Source organism: Kangiella sp. TOML190 (genome assembly GCF_023706045.1).
Taxonomy (GTDB): domain Bacteria; phylum Pseudomonadota; class Gammaproteobacteria; order Enterobacterales; family Kangiellaceae; genus Kangiella.
This window is the reverse complement of the sequence record NZ_BQYL01000001.1, coordinates 565,276-588,066: the sequence shown is the minus strand read 5'-3', so window position 1 is coordinate 588,066 and position 22,791 is coordinate 565,276. Positions and strand designations below refer to the sequence as shown.

Sequence of the window (22,791 nt, the reverse complement as noted above, 5' to 3'; positions counted from 1 at the left end):
ATGTTAACCATCGAAATCAATGGTCAAAAAGTAGAAGCTGAAGAAGGCGCTATGATTATTGAAGTGGCAGACGCTCATGGCTATGAGATCCCACGCTTTTGTTACCATAAAAAAGCTTTCGGTGGCGGCCAATTGCCGTATGTGTTTGGTCGAAGTGGAAGGCCAAAGAAAGCCGTTGCCCGCCTGCGCCACGCCAGTTTCCGATGGCATGATCATTAAAACCGAATCGCTGGTGGCTAAAGAGGCGCAAAAATCGGTGATGGAGTTTTTGCTTATTAATCATCCTCTGGACTGCCCGATTTGTGATCAAGGTGGTGAGTGCGAGTTGCAGGATGTGGCTTTGGAGTGCGGTAAAGACGTATCACGTTTTACCGAAAGAAAGCGGGTGGTAGAAGATAAGGATATTGGTCCCTTAATCGAAACTGAAATGACTCGCTGTATTCATTGCACTCGTTGCGTGCGTTTTGGACGCGAAGTGGCTGGCATTCGTGAAATGGGTGCGGTGGGGCGCGGCGAGCATACGGAAATCAGCACCTTTATCGAAAAGTCGGTGGATTCTGAAGTGTCCGGCAACATTATCGATCTTTGCCCTGTGGGTGCTTTAACCGCCAAGCCATCGCGCTATCAAGCGCGTGCTTGGGAGATGATCCAATACGATTCGATTGCGCCCCACGACTGTATTGGCACTAACTTACACGTTCATACTCGGCGCAATGAGATTATTCGTTTAGCACCCAAAGAAAATGAAGCCACTAACGAAGTGTGGCTATCGGATCGGGATCGATACGCTTATCAAGCGACTAATAAAAGTGAGCGCTTGCTATCGCCTATGATTAAGCAAAATGGCGAGTGGATCGAAGCTGGCTGGGAAACGGCGTTGGAACGAACTGCCAGTAAACTGAATATGATCAAGGAAGCGCAAGGGGCTGAACAGTTGGCTGCCCTTGCCAGCCCGATAGCAACCACCGAAGAATTGTATTTACTGCAAAAAATTATGCGCGGGCTAGGTTCGAACAATGTGGATCATCGGTTAAGAGTTACCGATTTTAGCGGCCAACAACATGAATCGCTTTACCCGCAATTGGGCATAGAGCTCTCTGAATTAGAGCAGTTGGATGCCTGCTTACTAATCGGGGCTAACTTACGCAAAGATCAGCCGCTGGCCGCGCTGCGGATCCGTAAGGCTACTCGGTATGGTCAAGTTGCCAGTATCAGCGCCAGAAAAATTTATAATAACTTTAAGTTGAGCCATGAATTGATAGTCGAGCCTGATCATTGGGTGATGCAACTGGCGGCCATTGCCAAATATCTAGCGCAGCTGGAACATAACCAAGACAAACTGACCAAGTTTGAAGGGCTACAAGAACTGGTATCATCGGCTAAAATTAGTCAAAAGCATGAAAAAATAGCAAAAATGCTACTAAATGCTGAAAAAAGTAGTTTGCTTCTCGGCTTGACTGCGGTGGAATTTAGTCAAGCCAGTCAACTACGACAGTTAGCTAAGGCCATCGCCGCTTTATCAGGCTCGAGTTACGGCTTCTTATCCCACGGCGGCAATAGTGCGGGTGCTTATCTAGCTGGCGCAATTCCCCATCGCGGACCTTCTGGCGCGGATGTTGCAGAGGGTGGCCAAAGCATAAAGCAAATGATTGCTAGCGGTAAAAAAGCGCTAATGTTGCTAAAAACGGAATTAGGAAAAGATTCGGTTTATGCTGAGCAGGCGGTAGCGATGGCAAAAGATGCCGATTTTGTGGTTTCTTTAACCAGTTTTGCTGATGATGAAGCTTTCAAATATGCCGACGTGGTATTGCCAATCGCGACCTATTTAGAGTCGGCCGGATCTTATGTTAATGCTAATGGGTTATGGCAAGAATTTAATGCTTGCGCTAATGCTCCTGGGCAGGCAAAGCCTGCTTGGAAGGTCTTGAGAGTGCTTGGCAACCTATTGAAATTAAAGAATTTTGACTATGTTTCAGCGCCGGATGTGCGACAAGAAGTTAAAGGCCGAATGGGAGCGGTTGGCGATAAAATCAAGTCTCGCTGGAATTGCCCTGAAACACTTGCCGAGTCAGGTTTTAGTCCAGAACCAGCCAATATTTATCAGTCGGATTGTTATGTTCGACGTGCTCCTGCTTTGCAGCAAACCGTCATGGCACAAGGCAAAGAAGAACTGAAGCGTCCGCCACTCAGCCCTTTCCATAACATTATCGGGGGGCCTTGATGGATTTTGCTCAATTGTTGATTGAAACCCTCTGGATTGTCGGCAAAATCCTAATGATTTTGCTGCCTTTGATTTTAGCGGTGGCTTATACCACCTATGCCGAGCGAAAATTGATCGGTTATATGCAGATGCGTTTGGGACCAAATCGAGTGGGTCCTAAAGGTTGGTTGCAGCCTATCGCCGATGTGGTCAAGCTGTTAATGAAAGAAGTGATAGTTCCTTCGGGGGCTAACAAGGCCTTGTTTTTATTGGCGCCAGTGTTATTTATCGCGCCTTCTTTTGCCGCTTGGGCGGTGGTGCCGTTCGATGCGGAGTTGGTTCTTTCTGATACCAATGCCGGTTTAATTTATTTATTGGCGATGACTTCAATCGGGGTTTATGGGGTGATTATCGCCGGTTGGGCTTCCAATTCGCGTTACGCTTTGCTGGGTTCGTTGCGTTCGGCTTCACAAATTGTGTCCTATGAGATTGCTATGGGTTTTGCGCTGGTGGCAGTGCTGATGGCTGGCGGCAGTATGAATCTTGGCGCTATTGTCGAAGCGCAAAGTGGTAGTTTGCTGCATTGGTTCTGGATCCCGCTGTTTCCTATCTTGGCAATCTATTGGATCTCAGGGGTAGCAGAAACCAATCGCGCGCCTTTTGATGTGCCTGAGGGTGAGTCGGAAATTGTCGCCGGTTTTCATGTGGAATATGCCGGCATGGCCTTTGCGCTATTTTTCTTGGCCGAATACGCCAATATGATTCTAATTTCTGTGTTAACGGCGCTGTTTTTCTTTGGCGGCTGGCTCAATCCCTTTCAAGGTATTCCTTATTTAGAAGCAGCTACCGACTGGGTGCCTGGAACCTTGTGGTTATTGCTAAAAGCTGCTTGGTTCTTGTTTATGATGATTTGGTTGCGGGCGACTTTCCCGCGTTATCGCTATGATCAGATCATGCGCCTCGGCTGGAAAGTGTTTATTCCGGTGACCGTGATTTGGCTAATTGTTTTAACCTTTTGGATTAAGTTTGAATGGGGCTGGTGGTTTGATGGTCGGGGCGTGACTAGTAACCTAACTGCGGACATTAGCGAAATAACTACCGCTGCGCAGCGATTCATAAGCGGAGTGCTAGCATGAATAAAATAAAGCACTTCTTCAAAACCTATGCTTTGACCGAGTTGCGTGCGGGGCTGTGGCTTACTTGGCGACACCTGTTTAAACGTAAAGTAACGGTACAATTTCCAGAAGAAAGAACACCCCAGTCACCGCGCTTTCGTGGTTTGCATGCCCTGCGTCGTTATCCCAATGGTGAAGAGCGCTGTATTGCCTGTAAATTGTGTGAAGCGGTGTGTCCGGCGGCGGCTATTACCATTGAGGCGGGGCCGCGCGAGTCGGATGGTACCCGGCGTACCACTCGCTACGAAATTGATATGTTCAAGTGTATTTATTGTGGCTTTTGTGAAGAGTCGTGTCCGGTGGATTCGATTGTGGAAACGCGAATTTTTGATTATCACTTTGAAAAACGTGGCGACAATATTTTAACTAAAGAGCAGTTGTTAGCCATTGGCGATCGCTACGAAGTTATGATCGCCGAAGATAAAATTGAAGATGCAGCATATCGCTAATGCAAGGGCAGGTAATTCGAATTGAATATTGAAGCGATGGTTTTTTACTTTTTTCGGCGCTGACCATTATTGCGGCAATTGGCGTGATTACGGTAAAAAATTCGGTGCAAGCAGTATTGTGTTTGGTTTTAACTTTTTTCTCAACAGCAGCCTTATGGCTTTTATTAGAAGCTGAATTTCTGGCCATTACTCTCGTCTTGGTTTATGTGGGCGCGGTAACGGTGCTGTTTCTATTCGTGGTGATGATGTTGGATGTGGATTTCGCTGCGCTAAAACAGGGCTTTGCTAAGCATTTGCCATTGGGCTTGTTGGTTGGTTTGGCATTGTTTGGCGGAATTTATTGGGTGGTTCGCTCGCAAGTGTTTGGCAGTGAAGTCATCGCTGAACCGGCAAAACATGAGCAAGGTTATTCCAACGTTGAAGAGCTTGGCCGATTGCTTTACGGCGAATATTTTTATCCGTTTGAAATTGCAGGCGTAATTTTATTGGTGGCGATTATCGCGGCGATTAGTTTGACTTTCCGCGGACGTCGCGAGCGTAAGGGCCAGTCGATTCCGGCGCAGCATAAGGTGCTTAAAGAAGAGCGCTTAAAAATTGTGGCGATGAAATCGGAAATGCTAAGGGCTGAGCCAGAAAAAGATTCGGGAGATGCAACATGAGCTTAACGCACTACTTAATTGTGAGCGCTATCTTGTTCGCCATTAGTGTGGTTGGGATCGTTATCAATCGCAAAAATGTGATTACGCTTTTGATGTGTATTGAATTGATGTTGCTGGCGGTTAATACCAATTTTATTGCGTTTGCCCGCTACCTTGACGACGCCACTGGGCAAATTTTTGTCTTTTTCATCTTGACCGTAGCAGCGGCCGAAGCGGCCATTGGTTTGGCGATTTTAGTGGTGCTGTTTAGAACCCATCGCAGTATTGACGTTGAAAGCTTAGAGGAACTAAAAGGCTAATGACTATTTTTAATCAGCTAGTGATTATCACCTTTGCGCCTTTGATTGGCGCTATCTTAGCTGGTTTATTTGGCAAAAAGCTTGGTAAAACTTGGTCGCATCGCTTGACCATTGGTTTGGTCGCGGTGTCTTTTGTCCTATCTCTTAAAGTCTTTTTGTCCTATTTCTATGGCGATGCCGAGCCGCTTAATCAAACGTTGTATGAGTGGGCAAGTTTTGGCCAACTGAGCATTCAGATTGGTTTCCTCAGCGACAGTTTAAGTGCTGTGATGCTACTGGTGGTAACCTTTGTCAGCTTGATGGTGCATGTCTATTCCATTGGCTATATGCATGACGATGAGGGCTATCAGCGGTTTTTTAGCTACATTTCCTTGTTCACTTTTTCGATGTTGATGTTGGTGCTGTCGAATAATTTCTTGCAACTGTTTTTTGGTTGGGAAGCGGTTGGGGTTGTGTCCTATTTATTGATTGGTTTTTGGTTTAAAAAAGAGACGGCAATTTTTGCCAACATGAAAGCCTTCTTGGTCAATCGCGTGGGTGATTTTGGGTTTTTATTAGGTATTGGCGGCGTCTTGTATCTTTTTGGTAGCCTCGATTATGCGCCAGTTTTTGACAAAATGGAGCAGGCCAAAGCGATTCATGATTCGGTTGCTGCGCCCGAAGTTTCAGCTTTGGCAGCGGTAGGGTTGGAGAAAACCTTTGCTGCTTGGGGTTCGGTGCAATGGTCTGCGATCAGCTTTATTTGTATTTGTTTATTTATTGGTGCTATGGGTAAGTCAGCACAGGTTCCTTTGCACGTCTGGTTACCCGATTCCATGGAAGGTCCAACGCCTATTTCGGCGCTGATCCATGCGGCAACTATGGTTACTGCAGGGGTATTTATGGTTGCTAGAATGTCGCCGCTATTTGAGTTTTCTGAAACAGCGTTGGCGATGGTAACGATTATTGGTGCTATTACCGCGCTCTTTATGGGGCTAGTGGGAATAGTACAAAACGACATCAAACGTATCGTGGCTTATTCCACCCTGTCGCAGTTAGGATACATGGTAGTGGCGTTAGGTGTCTCGGCTTATTCGGCGGCAGTATTCCACCTCTTTACCCATGCTTTCTTTAAGGCGTTACTCTTTTTAGCAGCTGGCTCGGTGATTGTCGCTATGCACCATCAGCAGGATATTCGCAAAATGGGTGGCATCAAAAAATACATGCCGATCACCTATTGGACTTCGGTTATTGGTACTTTAGCCTTGATAGGAACGCCCTTTTTCGCAGGCTTTTACTCGAAAGATGCAATTATTTCGGCGGTTGCCGAGGCCGACGGTTGGGGGTCGGGTTTTGCCTATTTTGCGGTGATGGCTGGGGTGGTGGTGACCGCTTTATACAGTATCCGAATGTTAATTTTGGTATTCCACGGTCAGCCCAGAATGGATCAAGAAACCCAGAGCCATCTGCACGAATCGCCAAAGGTCATTACTTATCCGCTGATTTTATTGGCGATCCCTTCATTAACTATCGGTTGGGTTAGTGCCGAGTCGATGCTGGTTGGCGACTATTTTGACGATGCGATTATGGTGCTTAGCGAGCATGACAGCATGGCGCACTTACGCGAGATATTTGGCAATGCTTGGATTTTTGCCTTGCACGGTTTTGTGACCCCCGTTTTCTGGCTGCTGTTGATTGGTGCGGCGACTGCTTATCTGGTCTTTGCGTTGAAACCACAGATTGCCGAGTTACTCAGTAAGGTTTTACTGCCAGTCCGCAAAATTCTACAGAACAAATATTATTTCGATGAGTTTAACCAAAAATTCTTTGCCCAAGGTTCCTTGCGTTTAGGTAATTTTCTATGGCGTTATGGCGACAAGGCCGTGATTGATGAAGGTTTAGTTAATGGTAGCGCGCGAGGGGTTGCCAAGCTTGCGGCCAAGGCGCGCAAACTACAAACGGGTTATTTATATCATTACGCCCTGCTGATGCTAGTGGGATTGGTAGGCTTTATTGGCTACATTTTTTTACGACAATAGACCACAACTTGAGATAAAAATTAAATGCTAACGCAAATACCAATTTTAAGTTTACTGATTTGGTTGCCCTTGATTGGCGGCTTTTTGGTGTTGTTTGGTCCTGGCGATAAATTGTTAGTTTGGAGTCAGCGGATCAGCATCTTGCTATCGGTGGTCATTATTGCCTTAACCTTAGTGTTGCTGTATTTATTTCAAGGAGATACTGGTCAGCCAGAACTACTCGAACATACCGCTTGGATCCCTTCGCTTGGTATTCACTATTCGTTAGGTGTTGATGGTATTGCAGTGCCTCTAATCGCGCTTACCGCTTTGATAAATTTGCTGGTAGTAATTGGCGCCATTGGAAGTGTTAAATTTAGACGCGCTCAATACTTTTCTGCCACTTTGGTGATGACCGGCTTGATGAACGGCGTGTTTGCTGCGCAAGATGCGATCCTGTTTTATGTGTTCTGGGAAGCCATGTTGATCCCGATGTTTTTGATGATCGGTGTTTGGGGTGGGCCTAACCGAATTTACGCCACCATCAAATTTTTCTTATTTACCTTCTTTGGCTCGATTTTCATGTTAGTGGCGCTGATCTATATGGGATCCGAAGCAGGCTCTTTTAAAATTGCTGATTTGCAAAAAATGCCGCTCTCCATGTTAGAGCAGGTTTGGATTTTTATTGCCTTCGTGGCAGCGTTTGCCGTAAAAATCCCGATGGTTCCAGTGCATACTTGGCTACCCGATGCGCACGTGGAAGCACCTACGGGTGGCTCGGTCATTTTAGCGGCAATTATGCTTAAGATGGGCGGTTATGGTTTCTTGCGGTTTGCTTTGCCAATAACGCCTGATGCAGCTAATGAATACGCTTGGGTTTTAATCCTACTCTCCTTAATTGCGATTGCCTATATCGGCTTTGTCGCTTTGGCGCAGCAGGATATGAAAAAACTAATCGCTTATTCATCGATTGCTCATATGGGCTTTGTTACTTTGGGTACCTTTGTTATTTTCAGCCTAGCCGATTTGAGTATCAGCTCGATGGCACTTCAGGGCGCCATGATCCAAATGATTTCTCATGGTCTAATTTCCGGTGCATTGTTTTTCTCGATTGGCGTTTTATATGATCGAGTGCATAGCCGTAATATTGCTGATTATGGTGGCGTGATTAACAGTATGCCGATGTTTGGCGCCTTGATGATGCTGTTTGTTTTGGCCAATGCTGGCTTGCCAGGCACTTCGGGCTTTATTGGCGAGTTCTTTGTGATTTTATCCTCATTCCAAGCGGATTGGCGCATTGCCATGATCGCTGCAACCACTTTAATTTTAGGCGCTGCCTACAGTTTATGGCTTTATAAGCGAGTTATTTTTGGCAAGCCGCTCAACGATACGATAGAACGGCTCGAAGATGTTAATTCGCGAGAAAAAGGCATTTTGTTAACCTTGGCGATCCTAATTTTAGTATTGGGGATCTATCCGCAACCGTTAATTGAGATGATGCAACCGTCTTTAGAGCAGCTTCTTGCGCTGACGCAAACTAAGTTAGGAGGAACGCCCTAATGGATTTCAATCTACTGGCGCTAGTCTCACAAGCTTTACCGAATGTCAGCATCGGTTTTAGCCATAACTTCTGGCCTTTATTGCCAGAGATATTTTTATTAACCGCTGCTTCTGTGCTGCTTTTAATCGACGTTTATTCGGCTGACATTGATCGCCGTTTAAGCTATAAGTTGGCGCAATTAATTTTAATCGCTACTGGGATCATCATTTTATTCCAGTTCCCAACTAGCCAAGACTTTTTATTTCATCGCCATTTTATTCACGATCCTTTATCAGCGACCTTAAAAATTTCGATGCTGATATTAACTAGTATTTCGCTAGTCTTTGCACGCCCTTATATATTGCAACGGCGAATTTTACGAGGTGAATACTATTTGCTACACCTATTTGCCTTGCTGGGTATGATGTTGCTGGTCAGCGGTGCTAGTTTATTAAGCTTATATCTAGGTTTGGAGTTAATGTCGCTGTGTTTGTATGCGCTGGTAGCGATGAACCGCCGTGAGAAAATGAGCGCCGAAGCGGCAGTAAAATATTTCGTTATGGGTGCCATTGCCAGCGGATTTTTACTCTACGGCATTTCTTTTGTTTATGGCGTCACTGGCAATATTCATATCGCCGATATCGCCGCTTATTTGACCGAAAACGAAGCCAGCTTGACCCTACGCTTTGCCTTGGTCTTTATCGTTGTAGGGATAGCCTTTAAGTTTGGCGCAGTACCGTTTCAGATGTGGGTGCCCGATGTTTACCATGGCGCGCCGACGGCTACTACCGTATTCCTAGCGTCCGCGCCAAAAGTTGCAGTGTTTGGTTTAGCCATCCGAGTATTGGTTTTTGGTTTTGCCGGCGCTTTGTTGGACTGGCAGAGTTTACTCATTATTTTAGCGGTGCTTTCTATGTTGGTCGGCAACTTAGTGGCGTTAGCGCAAACTAATATCAAACGACTCTTGGCTTATTCTGCCATAGCCCATATTGGTTACTTTTTATTAGGCTTTATCGCTGGTAATAGCCAAGGTTACAGTGCTTCACTTTTCTATATTTTGACCTATGCGCTAACTGCGCTGGGCGGTTTTGGCTGCTTGATTTATATGGCAAAAGGACAACAAGAAATTCAATTGATTGATGATCTAAAAGGACTTGGTGCGCGTAACCCTTGGGCTGGCTTGTTGATTAGTTTCTTGTTTTTATCCATGGCCGGCTTGCCGCCGTTTATTGGTTTTTGGGCAAAGTTAGAAGTGATTCAAGCGGTCTTAAATTCAGATAATGGCAATTTCGTATGGCTTGCCATTGTCGCTGCAGTAATGTCAATTGTCGGGCTCTTCTATTATCTTAAAGTCGTCAAAGTTATCTTCTTCGACAAGCCCGAAGTGGAAAACCCAATCCGAGCGGATCGCAGCCTGCGTCTCGGCCTCGGCCTAACTGGTATCGCCGTGATTGCCTTGGGTTTATTCCCCGCACAACTAATCGACTTCTGCCAAAAAGCCTTTCAGTATATTTAGGAAGGAGCACTCATGAGACCTTCTCTTTTCATAATATTTTTGATGAACACGGCAAATGTGACCTATCAAATACCGCATTCAAAATTAGAAGTGAAATACCCTGAAAATATTGCCTTGGAGATAAAAAATCCTATTGAGGATTTTTCCCTATTGTTCTTCAAAAACGAAGGTACTGATATTTTATCGCTCTATGTAGGCAATCATCCTTTGCTAAGTTACAAAGAAGATGAATACAAAAAGGTAAGAATTATTAACAAATTATCTCACCGCTGCTTGAAAGTTAGAGATTTTATTAATGAGTGCTTTATAGAGCTTGGTACAGAGTTCCCTAGATTTGTGCACTATTCGTATAAAAATAGTAAGGATGTAAGTTATTTGGCGGAAATTATTATAAGTTCTTTGAAACTGACTGATAAATAACGGAACTCAATTTTTCGATATACACTAAAATTTACTTGTAACGAGATAATAAATCCGTATAATCGCACTTCGTCGATGCGGGGTGGAGCAGCCTGGTAGCTCGTCGGGCTCATAACCCGAAGGTCGTCAGTTCAAATCTGGCCCCCGCTACCAAATATAAGGTTAATAGAATTGCTTAGCTATTAACCAAGATAAGTTTCAAAAGATTGTTTTTTGACGCTATCTGATTATAATAACAAGGCCCCTTATTATAGGGGCTTTGTTTTTTCTAAGCAAAACTAAAGATTTATTGGGTTAAGCAATAAATCTTTATGGGACAGTGGATAACTTTGGTTAAAAGTATTGTCATTGACCCATCATATATAACGCTATTTGTGATGGGCCTTAAGGGCCTTTTTTTGTTTTTAAATCAAGCGTTTATTAGTTTTAAAAGATGGTTGTAGAAAGAGTTTACGAATGGCTAGAAATGCTGAATTAGAAAAGATTATTCGTCCTGCGGTTGAGGCTACTGGCTTCGAGTTTTGGGGTTTGGAATATTTGGCGCAAGGCAAACATTCGGTGCTGCGGGTCTATATCGATCATGAAAATGGTATCGATGTGGATAATTGTGCCGAGGTGAGTCATCAGGTCAGCGGCGTTTTGGATCTTGAAGATCCAATCCAAGGTTACTACAACCTAGAAGTCTCCTCGCCGGGCATGGACAGACCTTTGTTTACTGAAGAGCAGTTTGCCCGCTATCAGGGCGAAAGCGCGGAATTAAGAGTATCCGTTGCAGTTAATGGTCGCCGCAAATTTAAAGGCACCATTGAGCAAGTGGATAATGGGGTGATTTCTTTATTGGTGGATGGTGAGTCTTATCAGATCCTATGCCAGCAAGTAGAAAAAGCCCATTTGGTTGTGAATTTTTAATTAAGATTTTGATATTGAGGAATCCATAAAGGTTAATAGCTATGAGCAATAAAGAAATTTTGTTAGTAGTAGAAGCAGTTTCTAACGAAAAAGAGGTGAATCCGGAAGTGATTTTCGGCGCATTAGAAGCGGCTTTGGCTACTGCCACTAAGAAAAAACATGGCATTGATATTGATGTGCGCGTAGATATTGACCGTGAAACCGGCGAGTACGACACTTTCCGTCGTTGGCAGGTGGTCGAAGATGATGCGGAGATGGAAGAGCCATTAGCGCAGATGACGATTTCTGCGGCGCAACTTGATGAGCCTGAAATTGAATTAGGCGATTTTGTGGAAGAGCAAATTGAGTCGATTGAGTTTGGCCGTATTGCCGCACAAACTGCTAAGCAAGTGATTGTACAAAAAGTACGTGAAGCTGAGCGCGCCAAAACGGTAGATGCCTTCCGTCATCGAGTAGGCGAGCTAATTACTGGTGTAGTAAAGAAAATCACTCGTGATTATATCTTCCTTGATTTAGGCAGTAACGCCGAAGCGGTGATTAAGCGCGAAGAAATGATGCCGCGAGAAACGGTTCGAGCCGGAGACCGAGTGCGTGGTTTGTTGTATGAAATTAACGAAGAGCATCGTGGTCCTCAGTTGTTTGTGAGCCGTACTAAGCCGCAAATGTTGGTGGAGTTATTCCGTATCGAAGTGCCAGAGATTGGTGAGCAAGTTATTGAAATTAAAGGTGCTGCTCGGGATCCAGGTTCGCGTGCGAAAGTCGCAGTGAAAACCAATGACAAACGTATCGATCCCGTTGGTGCTTGTGTTGGGATGCGCGGTGCGCGCGTTCAAGCGGTAACCGGCGAGCTTAATGGCGAGCGTATCGATATTGTGTTGTTTGATGATAATCCGGCGCAATTTGTGATTAACGCTATGGCGCCAGCGGAAGTGATGTCGATAGTGGTTGATGAAGACAAGCAATCCATGGATATCGCGGTACAAGAAGATCAGTTGGCGCAAGCCATTGGTCGTAGTGGTCAAAACATTCGTTTAGCTAGTGAGCTAACTGGCTGGGAATTGAATGTGATGACTGAAGAAGATTTTGCCGAGAAAAATCAGTCCGATTCGGATGCGGTGTTAGCAGCGTTCGTCAAAGATTTGGATGTGGATGAAGAATTGGCAGAGATGTTGGTGCAGGAAGGTTTCACCACTTTAGAAGAAGTCGCTTATGTACCAGTATCGGAAATGTTAGAAATTGATGGTTTCGACGAAGGCTTGATCGAGGCGCTGAAAAGTCGCGCCAAAGATGCTTTGTTGACTAAAGCGATTGCGAGTGAAGAAAAGTTAGAAAAATCTGAGCCTGCTGATGATTTGCTGAATATGGAAGGGATGGATCGCCATTTGGCTTTCGTATTGGCGAGCAAAGGCATTATCACGATGGAAGACTTGGCTGAGCTGGCGATTGACGATTTAGTCGATATTGAAGATATAGATGAAGAACGTGCTGCAGAGTTAATCATGACCGCACGTAAGCCTTGGTTCGAGGATCAAGAATAATAAAAGCGGGGTAATTGAATGTCCGATATTACAGTAAAAAAATTAGCAGAAAGCGTTAAAACTCCCGTTGATAAGTTGATGGAGCAATTGGCGGCGGCTGGCATTAAAGTCAAAGACGAAAGTGCTTCTATCTCTGATGAGCAAAAAAAGACTTTATTGGCTTATTTGCAAAAAAGTCATGGCGGCGAAGATGGTTCCAATAAGCCACAAAAAATCACACTACGCCGTACTCAAAAGAGTACATTAAGCGTCACTAGCGCCGAAGGTAAGAAGAAATCGGTTCAAGTTGCGGTGAAGAAAAAGCGTACCTTTGTTAAGCGTTCAGCAGAAGAGCTGGCTAAACTAGCACAGGAAGAAGAAGAGCGTAAGCAACAAGAAGCTGAGCGCCAAAAAGCTGAATCTGAAGCGATTAAGAAGGCCGAAGAAGCAGCCAAACAGCGCGCCGAAGAGGCTGCCAAGCAAAAAGCGGCAGACAAAGCTAAGAAAAAAGCAGAAGTCGAAGCGAAAAAGGTAGCCGAAGAAAAAGCAGCGGAAGAAGCCAAGAAAAAGGCGGAAGAAGAGCTGCAAAGAAAGATTGAAGAATCTAAGCTTACTGATGAAGAGAAAGCTAAACGCGCTGAAGAAGCCAAGAAGAAGATCGAGCAACAACTGGAAGAAAAGAAAAAATCAACCAGTGACAAGCCAGCGGTGGTCAAAGCCGATCCGAATGCTAAAGTAAAACCTATGTCTTTGGCCGATTTTGAAGAAAAATCCGGTCATCGCAAGAAGCGTAAGAAGAAAGGTAAGAAGAAAACATCTGATGCAGATTTAGTGGCTAATGCCGTTTCTGAAGCGAATAAGAAGGGTGTTGTCATTGAACAGAAAGTCTATAACGCACCATCAGCTATGAAACAACACGGATTTAAAAAACCTACTGCGGATATCGTGCACGAAGTGCGTATCCCCGAAACCATTACCGTTGGCGAGCTTGCCAAAGCGATGACGGTGAAAGCGCCAGAATTGATGAAGGCGATGATGAAAGTCGGCGTTATGGCGACGGTTAATCAATCGATTGATCAAGAAACGGCGTCTTTGATTGTGGAAGAAATGGGACATACTCCGGTCATGATCAATGAGAACGAGGAAGAGGAAAAAGCCTTATCTGAAGCGCTTTCGGCGGAAGGTGAAGGCAAACCGAGGGCGCCAGTGGTCACTATTATGGGCCACGTTGATCACGGTAAAACCTCGTTGCTTGATTATATTCGTGCTAGTCACGTAGCTTCGGGCGAAGCTGGCGGTATTACCCAGCATATAGGTGCATATCACGTTGAAACGGACAAGGGCATGGTCACTTTCTTAGATACCCCAGGTCACGCTGCCTTTACGGCGATGCGGGCGCGAGGTGCGGAAGTTACCGATATTGTTATTCTGATCGTGGCGGCCGACGATGGCGTTATGCCACAAACTATCGAAGCGGTTCAACATGCCAAAGCGTCGGGTGTGCCGATGATTGTGGCAGTGAACAAGATCGATAAAGAAGATGCCGACGCGGATCGCGTGAAAAACGAATTGTCGCAACACGATGTGATCCCAGAAGATTGGGGTGGCGATGTGCAGTTTGTGCCAGTATCGGCGAAAACCGGCCAAGGTGTTGACGAATTATTGGATTCGATCTTGTTGCAAGCAGAAGTGCTTGAGCTTACCGCGGTTGATGAAGGCGCAGCGAAAGGCTTTGTGATCGAAGCTCGCTTGGACAAAGGCCGCGGTGCTATTTCGTCGATTTTGGTACAGAAAGGTCAGTTGCAAAAAGGCGATATTTTATTAGCTGGTACTCACTATGGTCGCGTTCGTGCCATGATGGACGAAAATGGCGAAACCATTGATGTGGCCGGACCTTCGATTCCGGTGGAAATTTTAGGTCTATCCGGTGTGCCAGTGGCGGGCGACGAAGCGACCGTGGTTGCTGATGAGAAAACCGCCCGTGAAATTGCTGCTAAGCGTGAGCAAAAAAGAGCGTGAAGATCGTCAGACCCGTCAACAAAAAGCCAAGCTTGAGAATATGTTCGCCAATATGGGCGACTCCGAAGAAGCACAGCAGCTTAACGTGATTATCAAAGCGGACGTACAAGGTTCGGTCGAAGCCTTAAGCAAGTCATTAACCGATTTGGCGCACGATGAGGTAGAAGTTCGGGTGATTTCTTCGGGCGTGGGCGGTATTAAAGAAACCGACGTGACGCTGGCTGCGGCCTCAAACGCGATTATTATCGGCTTTAACGTGCGTGCCGATGGCGCGGCGCGTAAAACGGCTGAGCAGGAAGCCGTTGAAATTCGCTATTACAGCATTATTTATGAAGCCATTGACGAAGTTAAAGCGGCCTTGAGCGGTATGTTAGCGCCGGAATTCCGTCAAGATATTATCGGTTTGGCGGAAGTGCGCGATGTCTTTAAGTCACCAAAACTGGGCGCAATTGCCGGTTGTATGGTGGTTGAAGGGGTGATTAAGCGTAATAATCCAATCCGTGTTTTGCGTGATAGCGTGGTGATTTACGAGGGCGAACTGGAGTCATTGCGTCGCTTTAAAGACGATGTCAACGAAGTGCGAAATGGTATGGAGTGTGGTATCGGCGTAAAGAATTACAATGACGTAAAGGTTGGCGACCAAATCGAGGTGTTCGAGGTGGTTGAAGTACAGCGTAGTCTGTAATTGATGCTAACTGCCTTGTGCTAATTAACTGATATTATTGGATTTTATTGATGGCTACTAATTCTCGTGCGGCAAGAGTGGGCGACCAGATCCAGCGTGATCTGGCGGTACTTTTGCAGCGTGAAATGAAAGATCCGCGATTGGGCATCGTGACCGTTTCGGCGGTCGAGGTGTCCAGCGATCTACAAAATGCGAAAGTTTTTGTGACCTTCTTGGGCAAAGAAGCAGCGCAAGAAATCAAAGATGGTATCGAAGTGTTAAGTCATGCCGCTGGATTTTTACGCAGCCAACTCGCTAAATCGATCCGGATGCGCAGTGTTCCGGCTTTACGTTTTTTCTACGATAAATCCATTTCTGAAGGTCAGAAAATGTCTTCTCTGATAGAGCAAGCGATTTCCTCTGATCAAGCGAATCATTCCGATTCTTAAGTTTTAGGAAGTTTTTCATAATGGCAAAACGTCGTAAACGCGGTCGCGATATCAGTGGTATTTTATTATTAGACAAACCCACCGATATAACCTCGAACAAGGCGCTGCAAGATGTTAAATATTTGTATTTTGCGGCTAAAGCGGGTCATACCGGTTCGCTCGATCCGATTGCAACCGGAGTTTTGCCGATCTGTTTTGGTGAGGCCACCAAGTTTTCCCAGTTTTTGCTGAATGCGGATAAAAAGTACCGAGTGATTGCTAAGTTGGGTGAAAAAACCACTACAGCTGATCGGGAAGGCGAGGTGATTGAAACTCGTGCTGTCGAGGTTACTAAGGAAGCCTTTGTCACTGTGATGGAGCAATTTAAAGGTACTATCGAACAGGTCCCATCCATGTACTCAGCCTTAAAACATCAGGGTGTGCCTTTGCATAAGTTGGCGCGGCAAGGCATCGAGGTGGAAAGAGAGGCAAGGAAAGTAAGTATTTACTCCTGCGAATTACTAAGTTTTAACGGCGATCAAGTTGAAATGGCGGTGCATTGTTCTAAGGGAACTTATATCAGGAATCTTGTCGAAGATATAGGAGAGGTTTTAGGTTGTGGCGCACACGTTTTAGAGTTGGAACGAACAGCGGTCGGTCGGTTTGACTTGGCACAGACGGTATCCATGCAGCAGCTACGCCAAATGAAATCCGAAGACCTAAAATTAGAACTGGATCAGTTGTTACTGCCAATTGAAGAGGCGCTGAGCGACTGGCCAATATTAGAATTGACCGATAATGAAGCTTATTACCTAAAACAAGGCCAAGCGGTGCAAGTCTCTGATGCGCCAGCAGAAGGCATGGTGTGTTTGATGGAAGCTGAGCAGCAGTTTTTAGGTGTAGGTAAAATTGATGACGATGGTTTGGTTGCCCCCAGTCGTCTTTTAAAGCAAGAGATCTAGTTTCAAAAAGCTAGCGTCAGCGGGCAATCCATGAGCTTAATTTTTAGATAACACAAATTTGTTATCTTATTGAAATATAAAAAAATTTAATAAAGATAATAAAATTTAGGTAGTGATTATGCAAGAAGTTACAGATGTAAACTTGGCAATCAATGATAAGCCTTTGGTGATTTTTTCGCACGGTAAGGTAACTGGCCCTAACAGCAGTCGCATCAAGTCGCTTTCACAGATTGCCATTCGTATGGGGTATGAGGTGGAGTCGCTGGACTATCGCCGTCTGCCAACCCAAGAAAGGGTGAACAAGCTTAACCAATATTTGGATGAGTTACAGCGTCCTTATGTGCTGGTTGGCACCAGCATGGGCGGTTATGTGTCGGCTGTATCGGCCTTGTCACACGATCCGCTGGGAATTTTCCTAATCTCGCCAGCGCTCTATTTAGACGGTTATGCTGAAGCACAAGTGGAAAAATTAGCGTGCCCTACCACGGTGGTGCACGGCTGGGACGATGATATTGTACCGGTACAAAATGTGATCAGTTTTGCCAAGTCGGCTAAGGCCAGCTTGCACATTTTCGCTGGTGGGCATCGCCTGCGCAGCAAGCTATCCGAGACGGAATCTTGTTTTGAACAGTTTCTTCGGGAGTGCTTTATCAGCTCGCAAAATAAGCCTGAAATCATGCCAGAACTTGCAGATTCGCTGAATACTGAGTCGCCGCGGGTGGTAAATCAATAAATTTATCGAAAATTGACCTAATCGAGCCATTTTCAAGGGTTTAGGGCTTGTGATAGCCCCATAACACAGGTAAAATCGCGTCTTCATTTGATGGGCTGAATTAGTGATCGGCCAATCAGTAAATACAAGACTCTTATTTTTAAGAAAAACCTATTGGAGTAGACATATGTCACTAAGTGCAGAAGCGAAAGCTGAAATCGTAAAAGAACACGGTCGCGGTGAAGGCGATACCGGTTCTCCGGAAGTTCAAGTTGCTTTATTGACGGCGCAAATCAACCATTTGCAAGGCCACTTTAAAGCACACAAGCATGACCACCACTCACGTCGTGGTTTGTTACGCATGGTAAGCCAACGTCGTAAATTGTTGGACTATCTAAAGCGTAAAGATAATTCTCGCTACGCAGACTTGATTAAAAAGTTAGGTTTACGTCGCTAAAATCTTAAAAGGGGCTTCTAGCCCCTTTTTTGTTTATGGCATCATTTATTATGTATTTAATCTTGGTGCTTTTGTAAAAGCTTTCAGACGATGTGAGTTCTGAAAGAGAAGTAAATAATATAGGTAACTATTGTGGATTATATTAAAAAATCTTTTGAATACGGCGGTCGTACCGTCACTATGGAAACTGGTCGTGTAGCTCGTCAAGCGAGTGGCGCGGTAATGATCGATTGCGAAGGCACTACGGCTTTTGTTGCGGTCACCGGTAAAAAAGAAGCTAAGGAAGGACAAGATTTCTTCCCGTTAACGGTGAATTATCAAGAAAAAACTTACGCTGCGGGTAAGATCCCTGGCGGATTCTTGAAGCGAGAAGGTCGTCCTGCTGACGAAGAAACCTTGATTGCGCGTTTGATTGACCGTCCGTTACGTCCTTTATTCCCTGAAGGATTTGTTAACGAAGTTCAGGTTGTGATTACTATCGTTTCGATCAACCAAGACATTCCAACCGAAGTTATTTCGATGTTGGGTGCTTCTGCTGCTTTAGCGATTTCAGGAATTCCGTTTGCTGGTCCGGTTGGCGCTGCGCAAGTCGGCTACCTCAACGACGAATACGTACTAAACCCAACCGTAAGCCAATTAAAAGAATCGAAATTGGACTTAATGGTGGCTGGCACTAACGATGCAGTTTTGATGGTTGAGTCAGAAGCTGATGAATTACCAGAAAACGTCATGTTAGGCGCGGTAATGTATGGTCACGAAGAGTCAAAGCGCGCCATTAAAGCGATTCAGGAGTTTGCTGCTGAATCAGCAAAAGATGCTTGGGACTGGTCAGCTCCAGAAAAAGATATGGCGCTTTATGAAGCGGTTAAAGGTCACTCTTTTGCCGCTATCGAAGAAGCCTACCAAATCGCGGAAAAAGCGGATCGTTATGCCAAAATCCATGAGCTCTCAGACGCAGCAGTGGCAGCGTTAGCGGGCGACGAAGAAGGCCAGCCTTCAGCGGATGATGTTAAAGACATGTTCCACTCAATCGAAAAAGAAGTGGTTCGTTCGCGCATTATCAACGGCAACCCACGTATCGATGGTCGTGAGCCAGATATGGTGCGAGCGCTTGATATTCGCACTGGTGTGCTACCAAGAACTCACGGTAGCGCTATCTTTACCCGTGGTGAAACGCAAGCCTTAGTGGTAGCGACTTTGGGTACTGAGCGTGACGCGCAGATCAAAGACAGCATCATGGGTGAATCAAAAGATCACTTTATGTTGCACTACAACTTCCCGCCGTACTGTGTCGGTGAAACGGGCTTTATGGGCTCGCCAAAGCGTCGTGAAATTGGTCATGGCCGGTTAGCTAAACGCGGTGTTGCGGCGATGGCGCCAACCATTGCTGAATTCCCATACACTATCCGTGTGGTTTCGGAAATTACTGAATCAAACGGCTCAAGCTCGATGGCTTCGGTTTGCGGTACTTCCCTAGCCTTAATGGATGCGGGCGTCCCAATGAAAGCGCCAGTAGCGGGTATCGCTATGGGGCTGGTTAAAGAAGGCGAGAAATTTGTCGTGCTTTCTGACATCTTGGGTGACGAAGACCACCTAGGCGATATGGACTTTAAAGTAGCTGGTACTGAAGCGGGTATCACTGCACTGCAAATGGACATCAAAATCGACGGCATTACCCAAGAAATCATGCAGCAAGCCTTGCATCAAGCCAAAGGTGGCCGTTTGCATATCTTGAGCGTGATGAACCAAGCGATTGATAAGCCGCGCGATGATATTTCTGAGCACGCGCCGCGTATTACTACCATTAAGATCCCAGTAGATAAAATCTCTGAAGTGATTGGTAAAGGTGGTTCAACCATTCGTGCCTTGACTGAAGAAACTGGCGCTACTATCGAAATTGAAGATGATGGTACGGTAAAAGTTGCTTCGAGCGATGCTGAAGGTTCTGCCGAAGCGGTTAAACGTATCGAACTTATCACCATGGAAATCACTGCCGGCATGGAGTTTGAAGGCAAAGTAGTTCGCCTAGCAGACTTTGGTGCTTTCGTGCAGTTGACTCCGGGTAAAGATGGTCTGGTGCATATTTCACAAATCGCTCACGAGCGTGTGAATAAAGTTACTGACTATTTGAAAGAAGGCGATATGGTTAAAGTTAAAGTGTTAGAAGTGGATCGCCAAGGTCGTATCCGCTTAAGCATGAAAGCTTTAATTGAACAGCCGGTTCAAGAAGAAGCGCCAGCAGTAGCACCTGCTGAATAATCATTTCTTTGTAGAAAGTATGATTAATAAAAAGGGAGCCTAGGCTCCCTTTTTTGTGCTCTGTCATTATTACTTTCCCTTCGTTTTCAAAAAAATTATAAAACCACACTTTACTGTCAACCGTTTGTAACTTGATGCGTTATTTAAGGTAACTCATTAATCAATAGGTTGGAATATGAAAAAAGTAACAGTAGTTTTAGCAGTTTCGATGGCATTAGGTTTGCTTACCTTAAGTTCTGTGGCTCAAGCTGCTTCTAAGCAAACTCAGCGCAAATCCATGACTAATGCCGATGGTTACACTTTAGATCTCAAGCGGCAAAAACAAACCAACGAGCAAGGCGATGTGCGCAAAAGGCGTGCTTTTAAAGTGACGGATGCCGATGGTAATCTGATGAAAAAAGGTCGTGATCGGGCACGCAATTCTGCTGATGGCAGAAAGGCGCGAGCACAACAAAGAGTCTCGTTTGATGATAATGGTAATCGTACTGAGAAACGCCGCCGTACTCGAACCGATGCGGCAGGTAATGTTCAGCGTCAACGTGGTAAGAAGATTACCGATGCTGATGGCAATCTCATTGGGCGTGGACGTGATCGTGGTTATAACAGAGTTGATGGCAAACAATACCGAGAACAACAACGCCAACATGTAAACGCACGTGGCGAGCGAGTAACTAAGCGGCGCGTAAAGATTAAGAAATAGAGACCCCCTAACTAGTTGTAACTCCTATACTAGTGGTTTGCTGGAAGTTGAAAGGCTTCCAGCTTTTTTTGATTTGACAAAAAGTAGCTTAAATCGCGATGATAGTCGCTAACCAGCTTCGTTTTGTTGGTTAAATCTAACCTCACGGATAGGAGATAGAAGGTGAAGAACATAAGCGTTTTGTGGGTACTGATTGTCAGCCTATTAATGTTAAAACTTAGCGCATCAGAAGCACCGCCGCCCGAGCCAACCCCCATTCCTTGTTCAAGCGACGAGTATCGCCAGTTTGATTTCTGGATAGGTGATTGGGAAGTGTTCGATATTGATAATAAAAAAGTGGGTGAGAATCGTATCGTGAAAATTTTAGCTGGTTGTGCTTTGCAAGAAAATTGGACGGGCGTCAGTAAAAATCGCGGTCATAGCTACAATATTTACGATACTTCCACGGCTAGTTGGCATCAAACTTGGGTTGATAATAGCGGCACCTTGCTACAACTGGATGGCGGACTCAAAGATGGCGCTATGGTATTAGAAGGGGAAAGTTACACTCCGCAAGGCCCTTTATTGAATCGAATCAGTTGGACAGCTAAAGATGATGCGGTATTGCAGGTTTGGAGCCTTTCAACGGATAGGGGCAAAACTTGGCGTGCTATTTTCCACGGTTTGTATAAAAAGAAAGTGAAGAAAAAATAGTTAGGCTTTTAATGGGGGAAAGTATGAGTAAACAAATTTTAGCTGTAGTTGTCGCTTTGGTGGTTGCTGGTTTGGTGATTATGGGCATTGAGTCGATAAATATGGCGCGTTTTCCGTGGCCGGAAAATTTGAGTGTAGAAGATAAAAAAGCCTTCGCGGCTTACGTTAAAGGCTTGCCTATAAGTGCTCTAGTGACTGTTTTGATCGCGCATATCACAGGAGCTTTTGTTGCAGGCTTTTTAAGTAGCAAAATAGCTGCTGCCAATAAACTGACTTTGGCGCTTATTTGTGGTGCTATTTTATTGCTTGGAGCCATTGTGAATATATTTATGATCCCGCATCCCGGCTGGTTCATGGTGGTTAATCTATTAACCATTGTTCCGGCGGCAATTCTAGGTGGGAAATTGGCGATTAAAAATAAAAGCCATAGGTTTTAAATAGGTCTCTCAGGCCAGCCAGCTTTAGACAGCCAGATCAGCGAAACTGTGTTAAAGCCTAAGGAGTCATGCGCTGGCCGAGAGTAAACAAAAACGCCACTTCCTTGTGGTGTTTGTTTTGGGGAACTCGTAAAAAATTAAATCAGCGACTAGCAATCATTTTATTGGCCAGCGGATTCTGGCGAAGCTGTTCGTGAGATTCATCTTGAGACTTATCGTGAGATCTGGCCGCAGGAAAGCCCATTAAACTGGCGTGATAGCTGTTGTCTTCAGCAGTGATAAATTGGTACATAATGGTGACCTGATCATTGCTTTTTAAAATCACCGACTTTGGCGGCATATCGCCTGTTAATTCCAAGTCATTTGAAATTTGAAAGTCGATTAGTTGACTGGCTTCTGGGATCGGGAAAAAGTATTCCGCCTGAATATTGGTCTCGCCCGAGTGGGTAAAGATTTGACTTACCTCAACCTGAGTTCTTCCATTAAGGCTACGACTGACAACGCTAGTGGCAACGGGAATTTTCTTTTTAGCTTGTCCTTGTTGTTGATAGGCAAGGTGGCCGAGCTCATCAATTTTAAGCTTTTCGGCTGCTTGTACGTTAGCGATTAAGTTAACTGGCAGCATGGCACAAGCGACTACTTTGCTAATGGATTTTTTTGATAGATGTAAAAGCTTCATAACAATCTCCAAGGTTTTTAAGTAATAAATCTGCCGCTTTATTGCGACTAATTGTTTTGCTTGAGTGTTATTTAAGCAAAGGCTTGTGGCTTTTAGATGT

Annotated in this window: 20 protein-coding genes, 1 tRNA gene and 2 pseudogenes; 22 read left to right on the top strand and 1 reads right to left on the bottom strand. The window is 45.1% G+C overall.

Annotated features, from left to right (window positions below; translation table 11 throughout):
- From NFS34_RS02825 to NFS34_RS02715, 22 genes and pseudogenes are all read left to right on the top strand, one after another.
- A pseudogene (locus NFS34_RS02825) lies at positions 1–166 on the top strand (2Fe-2S iron-sulfur cluster-binding protein); the annotation flags it as partial.
- Positions 140–2,221, top strand: coding sequence for an NADH-quinone oxidoreductase subunit NuoG (gene nuoG, locus NFS34_RS02820; protein WP_251358367.1), 2,082 nt, complete (start codon positions 140–142; stop codon positions 2,219–2,221). The pseudogene NFS34_RS02825 and the gene nuoG, both read left to right, overlap by 27 nt.
- The gene (nuoH, locus tag NFS34_RS02815; RefSeq protein WP_251358366.1) at positions 2,221–3,336 is read left to right on the top strand and encodes an NADH-quinone oxidoreductase subunit NuoH; all 1,116 of its coding nucleotides are present in this window, start codon (positions 2,221–2,223) and stop codon (positions 3,334–3,336) included. Before nuoG ends, nuoH begins: the two co-directional genes overlap by 1 nt.
- A complete protein-coding gene (gene nuoI / locus NFS34_RS02810) occupies positions 3,333–3,824 on the top strand; it encodes an NADH-quinone oxidoreductase subunit NuoI (protein WP_251358365.1) in 492 nt (163 codons plus the stop codon). The genes nuoH and nuoI overlap by 4 nt, the downstream gene beginning before the upstream one ends.
- Positions 3,825–3,907: 83 nt before the next feature.
- Entirely contained in the window at positions 3,908–4,483 is a 576-nt protein-coding gene (locus NFS34_RS02805) for an NADH-quinone oxidoreductase subunit J (protein WP_251358364.1), read from the top strand.
- The gene (nuoK, locus tag NFS34_RS02800) at positions 4,480–4,782 is read left to right on the top strand and encodes an NADH-quinone oxidoreductase subunit NuoK (protein ID WP_251358363.1); all 303 of its coding nucleotides are present in this window, start codon (positions 4,480–4,482) and stop codon (positions 4,780–4,782) included. Before NFS34_RS02805 ends, nuoK begins: the two co-directional genes overlap by 4 nt.
- A complete protein-coding gene (gene nuoL / locus NFS34_RS02795) occupies positions 4,782–6,800 on the top strand; it encodes an NADH-quinone oxidoreductase subunit L (protein WP_251358362.1) in 2,019 nt (672 codons plus the stop codon). Before nuoK ends, nuoL begins: the two co-directional genes overlap by 1 nt.
- Positions 6,801–6,824: 24 nt before the next feature.
- Positions 6,825–8,339 (top strand): NuoM family protein, encoded by a 1,515-nt coding sequence (locus tag NFS34_RS02790; protein WP_251358361.1) that lies wholly within the window; start codon positions 6,825–6,827, stop codon positions 8,337–8,339.
- Positions 8,339–9,835 carry an NADH-quinone oxidoreductase subunit NuoN gene (gene nuoN / locus NFS34_RS02785; protein ID WP_251358360.1) on the top strand — a complete coding sequence of 499 codons (1,497 nt, stop codon included), beginning with the start codon at positions 8,339–8,341 and terminating at the stop codon, positions 9,833–9,835. The genes NFS34_RS02790 and nuoN overlap by 1 nt, the downstream gene beginning before the upstream one ends.
- A gap of 12 nt (positions 9,836–9,847) precedes the next feature.
- The gene (locus tag NFS34_RS02780; RefSeq protein WP_251358359.1) at positions 9,848–10,255 is read left to right on the top strand and encodes a hypothetical protein; all 408 of its coding nucleotides are present in this window, start codon (positions 9,848–9,850) and stop codon (positions 10,253–10,255) included.
- Between the two features lie 76 nt (positions 10,256–10,331).
- Positions 10,332–10,408: transfer RNA gene (locus NFS34_RS02775), tRNA-Met, on the top strand.
- A gap of 303 nt (positions 10,409–10,711) precedes the next feature.
- Complete coding sequence (rimP, locus tag NFS34_RS02770; protein ID WP_251358358.1) at positions 10,712–11,164, top strand: ribosome maturation factor RimP; 453 nt, start codon at positions 10,712–10,714, stop codon at positions 11,162–11,164.
- A 41-nt stretch (positions 11,165–11,205) separates the two neighbouring features.
- The gene (nusA, locus tag NFS34_RS02765) at positions 11,206–12,702 is read left to right on the top strand and encodes a transcription termination factor NusA (RefSeq protein WP_251358357.1); all 1,497 of its coding nucleotides are present in this window, start codon (positions 11,206–11,208) and stop codon (positions 12,700–12,702) included.
- An 18-nt stretch (positions 12,703–12,720) separates the two neighbouring features.
- Positions 12,721–15,385: pseudogene (infB, locus tag NFS34_RS02760) on the top strand (translation initiation factor IF-2).
- A gap of 50 nt (positions 15,386–15,435) precedes the next feature.
- The gene (gene rbfA, locus NFS34_RS02750) at positions 15,436–15,813 is read left to right on the top strand and encodes a 30S ribosome-binding factor RbfA (protein WP_251358354.1); all 378 of its coding nucleotides are present in this window, start codon (positions 15,436–15,438) and stop codon (positions 15,811–15,813) included.
- Between the two features lie 20 nt (positions 15,814–15,833).
- The gene (gene truB, locus NFS34_RS02745) at positions 15,834–16,754 is read left to right on the top strand and encodes a tRNA pseudouridine(55) synthase TruB (RefSeq protein ID WP_251358353.1); all 921 of its coding nucleotides are present in this window, start codon (positions 15,834–15,836) and stop codon (positions 16,752–16,754) included.
- Positions 16,755–16,872: 118 nt separating this feature from the next.
- Positions 16,873–17,487: an alpha/beta hydrolase gene (locus NFS34_RS02740; RefSeq protein ID WP_251358352.1), complete on the top strand. Its 615-nt coding sequence runs from the start codon at positions 16,873–16,875 to the stop codon at positions 17,485–17,487.
- A gap of 166 nt (positions 17,488–17,653) precedes the next feature.
- Complete coding sequence (gene rpsO / locus NFS34_RS02735) at positions 17,654–17,923, top strand: 30S ribosomal protein S15 (protein ID WP_251358351.1); 270 nt, start codon at positions 17,654–17,656, stop codon at positions 17,921–17,923.
- Between the two features lie 180 nt (positions 17,924–18,103).
- Positions 18,104–20,182 (top strand): polyribonucleotide nucleotidyltransferase, encoded by a 2,079-nt coding sequence (gene pnp / locus NFS34_RS02730; protein ID WP_251360280.1) that lies wholly within the window; start codon positions 18,104–18,106, stop codon positions 20,180–20,182.
- A 175-nt stretch (positions 20,183–20,357) separates the two neighbouring features.
- Positions 20,358–20,882, top strand: a complete 525-nt coding sequence (locus NFS34_RS02725) for a hypothetical protein (protein ID WP_251358350.1) — start codon at positions 20,358–20,360, stop codon at positions 20,880–20,882.
- Between the two features lie 162 nt (positions 20,883–21,044).
- Entirely contained in the window at positions 21,045–21,575 is a 531-nt protein-coding gene (locus NFS34_RS02720; RefSeq protein ID WP_251358349.1) for a hypothetical protein, read from the top strand.
- A 23-nt stretch (positions 21,576–21,598) separates the two neighbouring features.
- Positions 21,599–22,012, top strand: a complete 414-nt coding sequence (locus tag NFS34_RS02715; RefSeq protein ID WP_251358348.1) for a hypothetical protein — start codon at positions 21,599–21,601, stop codon at positions 22,010–22,012.
- Between the two features lie 142 nt (positions 22,013–22,154).
- On the opposite strand, the gene NFS34_RS02710 is transcribed toward NFS34_RS02715, so the two are convergent.
- On the bottom strand, positions 22,155–22,691 hold the full coding sequence (locus NFS34_RS02710) for a hypothetical protein (RefSeq protein WP_251358347.1): 537 nt from the start codon (positions 22,689–22,691) through the stop codon (positions 22,155–22,157).
- Between the last annotated feature and the right edge of the window lie 100 nt (positions 22,692–22,791).

Bases quoted from the DNA above. Each gene is read 5' to 3' on its own strand.
- nuoG (WP_251358367.1), top strand. From the start codon at position 140: ATGTGTTTGGTCGAAGTGGAAGGCCAAAGAAAGCCGTTGCCCGCCTGC.
- nuoH (WP_251358366.1), top strand. From the start codon at position 2,221: ATGGATTTTGCTCAATTGTTGATTGAAACCCTCTGGATTGTCGGCAAA.
- nuoI (WP_251358365.1), top strand. From the start codon at position 3,333: ATGAATAAAATAAAGCACTTCTTCAAAACCTATGCTTTGACCGAGTTG.
- nuoK (WP_251358363.1), top strand. From the start codon at position 4,480: ATGAGCTTAACGCACTACTTAATTGTGAGCGCTATCTTGTTCGCCATT.
- nuoL (WP_251358362.1), top strand. From the start codon at position 4,782: ATGACTATTTTTAATCAGCTAGTGATTATCACCTTTGCGCCTTTGATT.
- NFS34_RS02790 (WP_251358361.1), top strand. From the start codon at position 6,825: ATGCTAACGCAAATACCAATTTTAAGTTTACTGATTTGGTTGCCCTTG.
- nuoN (WP_251358360.1), top strand. From the start codon at position 8,339: ATGGATTTCAATCTACTGGCGCTAGTCTCACAAGCTTTACCGAATGTC.
- NFS34_RS02780 (WP_251358359.1), top strand. From the start codon at position 9,848: ATGAGACCTTCTCTTTTCATAATATTTTTGATGAACACGGCAAATGTG.
- rimP (WP_251358358.1), top strand. From the start codon at position 10,712: ATGGCTAGAAATGCTGAATTAGAAAAGATTATTCGTCCTGCGGTTGAG.
- nusA (WP_251358357.1), top strand. From the start codon at position 11,206: ATGAGCAATAAAGAAATTTTGTTAGTAGTAGAAGCAGTTTCTAACGAA.
- rbfA (WP_251358354.1), top strand. From the start codon at position 15,436: ATGGCTACTAATTCTCGTGCGGCAAGAGTGGGCGACCAGATCCAGCGT.
- truB (WP_251358353.1), top strand. From the start codon at position 15,834: ATGGCAAAACGTCGTAAACGCGGTCGCGATATCAGTGGTATTTTATTA.
- NFS34_RS02740 (WP_251358352.1), top strand. From the start codon at position 16,873: ATGCAAGAAGTTACAGATGTAAACTTGGCAATCAATGATAAGCCTTTG.
- rpsO (WP_251358351.1), top strand. From the start codon at position 17,654: ATGTCACTAAGTGCAGAAGCGAAAGCTGAAATCGTAAAAGAACACGGT.
- pnp (WP_251360280.1), top strand. From the start codon at position 18,104: ATGGAAACTGGTCGTGTAGCTCGTCAAGCGAGTGGCGCGGTAATGATC.
- NFS34_RS02725 (WP_251358350.1), top strand. From the start codon at position 20,358: ATGAAAAAAGTAACAGTAGTTTTAGCAGTTTCGATGGCATTAGGTTTG.
- NFS34_RS02715 (WP_251358348.1), top strand. From the start codon at position 21,599: ATGAGTAAACAAATTTTAGCTGTAGTTGTCGCTTTGGTGGTTGCTGGT.
- NFS34_RS02710 (WP_251358347.1), bottom strand. From the start codon at position 22,691: ATGAAGCTTTTACATCTATCAAAAAAATCCATTAGCAAAGTAGTCGCT.